Genomic DNA, 5,569 nt, shown 5'->3' on the forward strand with positions numbered 1-5,569 from the left:
CTACGGTGGTGGCGGCGGTGGCCGCTCCGGCGGTGGCGGCGGCTACGGCGGCGGTGGCCGCAGTGGCGGCGGCGGTGGTGGCGACGGCGGTTTCCGCAGCCCCTACGGCGCCGGCCCCCGTGGCGGTGGCGGCGGTGGTCGCAGCGGTGGTGGCGGTGGCTACGGCGGCGGCAACAGCGGCTACTGAGTCCTGCACCTCGACGCACAGAAAAGACAAAAGGCTCCTTCCGGAGCCTTTTTCTTTGGCCGCCCGCTTTTCCTCGCGCCGGTTCAGGCCTCGCCGCTTCGCTTCTTGCGGCCGCGCCCCTGTACCGCGCGGTCGAGCACGGCATTCGGCAGCATGCGCATGATCTTGGCGACCACGCCCATCTGCCACGGAATGACGCGGTAGCTCGTGCCCGACTCGATGGCACGCAGCGCCTGGGCGGCAAAGTCTTCGGCCTTCATGAGGAAGGGCATGCCGTAGCGGTTGCCCTGCGTCAGCGGCGTGTCGATGTAGCCGGGGCAGAGGGTGACCACCTTCACGCCGCTGTTGTGCAGCTCTCCGCGCAGGCTCTCGCAGTACGCGACCACGCCGGCCTTGCTTGCGCAGTAGGCCCCGTGGCCGGGCAGGCCGCGGATGGATGCAACGCTGCCGATGCCGACCAGCCGGCCGCTGCCGCGCTGCACCATCGCCCGCACGAACGGATGGAAGGTCGCCGCCAGCCCGACGTTGTTGGTGGCGAAGGTCTGCGAAAGCACGTCGAGGTCGGCGCGCTCCGCGGTGTCGATGCCGATGCTGATGCCCGCGTTGGCGATCACCACGTCGGGCAACCCCTGCTGCGCGATGCAGTCATTGCCGGCGGCCACGATGCTGTCGGTCTGCGCTACGTCGGCCTTGTAGACCCGGTAGCGGTCCGCGCCCAGACCGCGCGACTTTGCCCAGGCCTCGATCTCCGCCGTGCGCCGGGCCACCAGCGCCAGCCTGTAGCCCGCGTCGTGGAAGCTCGCGGCCAGGGCCTGGCCGATACCGCTCGACGCGCCGGTGATGAAGACGAGCGGGGCCGAGGTGGTCATGCGTGATCTTCTTTCGCGGTCTTCTTGTTGTCAGCGCTTCTTGGCAGGCGCGGGAGCGGCAGCGGCCGCCGACGGAATCAGCACGCCGCGTACCCGGCCCTTGAGGTTGGCGACGCCGCTCAAGTTGTCGTAGTCGAGCGTGTCGCCCGTGAACTGGTCCTTGTCGCGGATCAGCGTGACCGGCTGGTTCGACGTGACGCGCTCGGTGTCGACGAAGGCGTGCAGGAACTCGCCGCGAAACTCCAGGCGCGGCGTGGGCTTGCCGTCGGGACCCACCGACGGGTCGCGGATGACGATGGCGTTGCCGAACAGCTGCAGCTCGCTGCCGTCCGAATTCGACAGCCCGCGGTTGGCGGTGGAGCGCGTCACCAGCCCCTCGGGCGAGATGGAGCGCATGCGCACCTTGTCGACCTCGATGGTGTCGGTGTCGGGGTAGTGCCGGCCTTCGGCGCCGTACAGCTCGCTGCGCAGGTCGCCGTTCGGCAGGAAGTTCTTGATGACGAAGTCGCGCATGAAGTAGTCGGGTTCATGCGTGGGCGCGGCCTTGGCGGTGGGCTCCAGCAGCTTGGGCGCATTGCGCACCAGCCAGTAGGTGCCGAGCGCGACGGCCGCCGTCAGGATGATCGGCAGGTAGATGGTGGCGCGGTCGAGGACACCGCGCACCAGGCCCCATGCGCTTTTCACGTTGTTCATGTGTTCGGGCCCCGGGCAGCGTCGAGCATGGCGCGGTACTGGCCGCAGGCCGTGAGAAGCAGGTCGCAGAACTCGCGCGCCGCGCCTTCGCCGCCGCGCGCCTTGGTGACGTAGCGGGCAATGCCGCGCACCTCGGCATGCGCATTGGCCGGCGCCGCCGCGAAACCCACGCGCGTGAGCACCGGCAGGTCGGGCCAGTCGTCGCCGATGGCCGCGGCCTGTGCCCACGTGAAGCCCAGCTGGCCGAGCATGGCCTGCGCGGCGGGCAGCTTGTCTTCGGTGCCGTAGCGCACATGCTCGATGCCCAGGGCCTCGAGCCGCACGCGCAGCGGCTTGGAATCGCGCCCGGTGATCACCGCGGGCACGATGCCCGCCTTGCGCAGCAGCTTGAGGCCGTAGCCGTCGAGGATGCTGAAGCGCTTGAGCGTTTCGCCGTGCTCGGTGAAGTACACGCCGCCGTCGGTCAGCACGCCGTCGATGTCGAAGAAAACGATGCGCACGTCCTGCGCGGCGAGCAGGGTCTCGGCCTGGAACTCGAGCGCCATCAGATGACCTTCGCGCGCATCAGGTCGTTGGTGTTGATCGCACCCACGACCACGCCCGCGCCGTCGATCACGAACAGCCGGGTGATGCCGCATTGCTCCATGAGCTCGGCGGCTTCGACGGCCAGCGCGTCGACGCGGATGGTGCGCGGATTGTGGTGCATCACCTCGGCCGCCTTGGGGCTGCGCAGGTCGGCGCCGGCTTCGATCAGGCGGCGCAGGTCGCCGTCGGTGAAGATGCCCGAGGCCCGGCCGTCGGGCTCGACCACCGCGGCGGCGCCGAAGCCCTTGATGCTCATCGCGCGCATCAGCTCGCTGATGGTGGCCGACGGCGGCACGCGCGGCACCTCGTCGCCGGAGCGCATGACGTCGCTCACGTGGGTGAGCAGCTTGCGCCCGAGCGCGCCGCCCGGATGCGAGCGCGCGAAGTCTTCGGAGCCGAAGCCGCGCGCGTCGAGCAGCGCCACGGCCAGTGCGTCGCCCATCGCCATCTGGGCGGTGGTGCTCGCGGTGGGGGCGAGGTTGAGCGGGCAGGCTTCCTTGGAGACGCCGGCGTCGATCACGATGTCGGCATGGCGCGCAAGGGTGGACTCGGGGCGGCCGGTCATGGCGATCAGGGGCACGCCCTGGCGCTTGACGACCGGCAGGATGACGGTGAGCTCGTCGACTTCGCCGCTGTTGGAGATGGCCAGCACCAGGTCGACCGACTTGATCATGCCGAGGTCGCCGTGGCTGGCCTCGGCCGGGTGCACGAACATCGCGGGCGTGCCGGTGGAGGCGAGGGTGGCGGCGATCTTGCGGCCGACGTGGCCGCTCTTGCCCATGCCCATGACGACCACGCGGCCGCGCACTTCGAGGATCTTGCGCACGGCGTCGACGAAGCTCGGCCCGACGCGGGCCTTCAGGCCGGAGACGGCTTCGGCTTCGATGTCGAAAGTGATGCGTGCCCGGGAGAGGATCGCTTCGGGGTCGACCACGGGGGCCGGGACGGGACGGGAGCTCATCGGCAGATTTTACGGGGCGGCCAATCCGGGGATATCCGTGCACGCCCCGGCGAAGCCCGGGGCACGGACATTGCTCTAGCATCGGCGCCTATGTCTTCGTTCGATCTCACGCTGTTGTACCTGCTTGCCGCGGTGATCGGCGTGGTGGCCTGCCGCTCCCTGAAGCTGCCCCCGATGCTGGGCTACCTGTCGGCCGGCGTGCTGATCGGACCGCATGCGTTCGCGCTGGCGCAGAACTCCGAGGGCATCCGGCACCTGGGCGAATTCGGCGTCGTGTTCCTGATGTTCGTGATCGGGCTGGAATTCAGCCTGCCCAAGCTGCGCGCCATGCGAAAGCACGTGTTCGGGCTCGGCCTGCTGCAGGTGCTGCTGACGATGGCCATCGCCACGGCCGGCGCGCTGCTGATCGCGCGGCTGCTGCCGCCGTCATGGCAGCTCGGCTGGCAAACCGCGCTGGCGCTGTCGGGCGCGCTCACCATGAGCAGCACCGCCATCGTCGTCAAGCTGATGGCCGAGCGGCTGGAGCTCGAGAGCGAGCACGGCAAGCGCGTGATGGGCGTGCTGCTGTTCCAGGATCTGGCGGTGGTGCCGCTGCTGGTGCTGATCCCCGCGCTGGGCGCGCCGCCCGAGGCGCTGGCCAAGGCGCTCGGCCTCGCGCTGCTGAAGGCCACCTTCCTGATCGGCGTGCTGCTCTACGGCGGCCCGCGCGTCATGCGCTGGTGGCTCACGCTGGTGGCGCGGCGGCGCAGCGAGGAGCTGTTCATCCTGAACGTGCTGCTGGTGACGCTGGGGCTCGCCTGGCTCACCGAACTGGCCGGCCTGAGCCTGGCGCTGGGCGCTTTCATCGCGGGCATGCTGGTGTCGGAAACCGAATACAAGCACCAGGTCGAGACCGACATCCGCCCCTTCCACGACGTGCTGCTAGGGCTGTTCTTCATTACCGTGGGCATGTCGCTCGACTGGCACATCGTGGTCGAGCGCTGGATGCTGGTGGGCGTGCTGCTGCTGGTGCCGCTGGGGTTCAAGCTCGGGCTGGTGACGGTGCTGGCAAGGGTGCTCGGGGCCACCTCGGGCGTGTCGCTGCGCACCGGCCTTTACCTCGCGCAGGCCGGCGAATTCGGCTTCGTGCTGCTGACGCTGGCGCAGGAGCGCAGCCTGCTGCCGTCGTGGCTGGCCAATCCGGTGCTGGCGTCGATGGTGCTGTCGATGCTGGCGACGCCTTTCATCATCATGTACAGCAACGCCATCGTGCGGAAGCTGGTGGCCAGCGACTGGCTGCAGCAGTCGCTGCAGATGACGAGCATCGCGCGCAAGACCATCAACACGGCGCAGCACGTGATCATCTGCGGCTACGGGCGCTGCGGCCAGAACCTGGCGCGCATCCTGGAGCGCGAGGGCATCCCGTACATGGCGCTCGACCTCGACCCCGACCGCGTGCGCCAGGCCGCCGCCGCCGGCGACTCGGTGGTGTTCGGCGACGCGGCGCGGCTGCAGGCGCTGATGGCCGCCGGCCTGGCACGCGCCAGCGCGGTGGTGGTCACCTACCTCGACGTGCCGGGCGCCATGAAGGTGCTGGCCAACACGCGCGCCCACGCCGCCCACGTGCCGGTGATCGTGCGCACGCAGGACGACCACGACCTCGAGAAGCTGCAGGCCGCCGGCGCCACCGAGGTGGTGCCCGAAGCCATCGAGGGTTCGCTGATGCTCGCGAGCCACGCGCTGGCGCTGGTCGGCGTGCCGATGCGGCGCGTGATCCGCGTGGTGCAGGACCAGCGCGATGCGCGCTACAACCTGCTGCGCGGCTACTTCCACGGCGCCGACGACGACAAGGCCGACGAGGTCGACCACGAACGGCTCAACAGCTTCACCCTGAACGCCGGCGCCCGCGCCGTCGGCCAGACGCTGGAGCAGCTGGCGCTGCCGACGCTGGGCGTGCGCGTCGCGAGCGTTCGCCGCCATGACGGCCAGCCACGCACGCCGGCCGGCGACACGGTGCTGACCGACGGCGACACGCTGGTGCTGTCCGGCAAGCCGACCGCGCTGGCCGTGGCGATCGAGCGGCTGCAGAAGGGCTGAGGCGGCCGGGGCCGCTCAGCTCAATTGATCAGCGTCGGGTTGCGTTTTTCTTCGTCGATGCGCTGCTGGCGGCGCACCGCCTCGCATTGCGAATGGGCCTTGTACTCGGCCTTGAGGCACTGCGCGGCCATGCACTGCGCCCGCGCGATGAAGTTGCGGTCGCCGCACTGGGCCAGGGGCTCGGGGGCAGGAGGGGCG

Annotated in this window: 6 protein-coding genes; 2 read left to right on the forward strand and 4 right to left on the reverse strand. The window is 70.0% G+C overall.

Going from position 1 to position 5,569, the window contains the following annotated elements:
- A partial coding sequence (locus tag AC1RVW_RS30510; protein WP_493204465.1) for a hypothetical protein occupies positions 1 to 187 on the forward strand: 187 nt, incomplete at its 5' end.
- Positions 188 to 270: 83 nt separating this feature from the next.
- Here AC1RVW_RS30510 and AC1RVW_RS30515 read toward each other — a convergent pair.
- Genes AC1RVW_RS30515 through AC1RVW_RS30530 form a run of 4 tightly spaced genes read right to left on the reverse strand, consistent with a single transcriptional unit; the run spans position 271 to position 3,295 of the window.
- Positions 271 to 1,056, reverse strand: coding sequence for an SDR family oxidoreductase (locus AC1RVW_RS30515; RefSeq protein WP_493204467.1), 786 nt, complete (start codon positions 1,054 to 1,056; stop codon positions 271 to 273).
- Positions 1,057 to 1,086: 30 nt separating this feature from the next.
- Positions 1,087 to 1,749 (reverse strand): LPS export ABC transporter periplasmic protein LptC, encoded by a 663-nt coding sequence (gene lptC, locus AC1RVW_RS30520; protein WP_172839906.1) that lies wholly within the window; start codon positions 1,747 to 1,749, stop codon positions 1,087 to 1,089.
- Complete coding sequence (locus AC1RVW_RS30525; RefSeq protein WP_081269790.1) at positions 1,746 to 2,294, reverse strand: KdsC family phosphatase; 549 nt, start codon at positions 2,292 to 2,294, stop codon at positions 1,746 to 1,748. The genes lptC and AC1RVW_RS30525 overlap by 4 nt, the downstream gene beginning before the upstream one ends.
- Positions 2,294 to 3,295 (reverse strand): KpsF/GutQ family sugar-phosphate isomerase, encoded by a 1,002-nt coding sequence (locus AC1RVW_RS30530; protein WP_081269789.1) that lies wholly within the window; start codon positions 3,293 to 3,295, stop codon positions 2,294 to 2,296. Before AC1RVW_RS30530 ends, AC1RVW_RS30525 begins: the two co-directional genes overlap by 1 nt.
- 90 nt (positions 3,296 to 3,385) lie before the next feature.
- On the opposite strand from AC1RVW_RS30530, the gene AC1RVW_RS30535 reads away from it, so the two are divergent.
- Positions 3,386 to 5,371, forward strand: coding sequence for a monovalent cation:proton antiporter family protein (locus AC1RVW_RS30535; RefSeq protein ID WP_106936293.1), 1,986 nt, complete (start codon positions 3,386 to 3,388; stop codon positions 5,369 to 5,371).
- Positions 5,372 to 5,569: the final 198 nt, after the last annotated feature.

This window comes from Variovorax sp. MPBD4-3 (genome assembly GCF_058809745.1).

What these genes read in the sequence shown, in the direction of transcription:
- AC1RVW_RS30535 (WP_106936293.1), top strand. Translation starts at nt 3,386, where the DNA reads ATGTCTTCGTTCGATCTCACGCTGTTGTACCTGCTTGCCGCGGTGATC.
- AC1RVW_RS30525 (WP_081269790.1), bottom strand. Translation starts at nt 2,294, where the DNA reads ATGGCGCTCGAGTTCCAGGCCGAGACCCTGCTCGCCGCGCAGGACGTG.
- lptC (WP_172839906.1), bottom strand. Translation starts at nt 1,749, where the DNA reads ATGAACAACGTGAAAAGCGCATGGGGCCTGGTGCGCGGTGTCCTCGAC.
- AC1RVW_RS30530 (WP_081269789.1), bottom strand. Translation starts at nt 3,295, where the DNA reads ATGAGCTCCCGTCCCGTCCCGGCCCCCGTGGTCGACCCCGAAGCGATC.
- AC1RVW_RS30515 (WP_493204467.1), bottom strand. Translation starts at nt 1,056, where the DNA reads ATGACCACCTCGGCCCCGCTCGTCTTCATCACCGGCGCGTCGAGCGGT.